This is a genomic window from Flagellimonas flava (genome assembly GCF_050617915.1).
In the GTDB taxonomy this organism is placed as follows: domain Bacteria; phylum Bacteroidota; class Bacteroidia; order Flavobacteriales; family Flavobacteriaceae; genus Flagellimonas; species Flagellimonas flava_A.
Genome location: NZ_JBODQE010000242.1, coordinates 1 through 230, shown reverse-complemented (window position 1 = coordinate 230; position 230 = coordinate 1). Strand labels below are relative to the sequence as shown.

1 pseudogene is annotated in these 230 nt (G+C 43.5%); it reads left to right on the top strand.

Annotated elements, in window-relative coordinates:
- Window positions 1–42 precede the first annotated feature (42 nt).
- Window positions 43–230: pseudogene (locus tag ACRHOZ_RS21695) on the top strand (DinB family protein); the annotation flags it as partial.

Sequence of the window (230 nt, the reverse complement as noted above, 5' to 3'; positions counted from 1 at the left end):
AATTTTCTAGGCAACAAAAAGCGCGTTGAGCAATGTTCCGCTATGGGAAAGGTTGGTGAAAGAAGTATGCAACTGTTCAGCCATATTTTGACCGCCCACCATATCTGGAACCATAGAATTATAGGCAAGCCATCACAATATACGGTATGCCAGTTGCACTCCTTGCAAGAGTGGCGCCACCTTCATTATGAGAATCAGCGTATCTCTTTTGAAATCATTAGGAACACCGA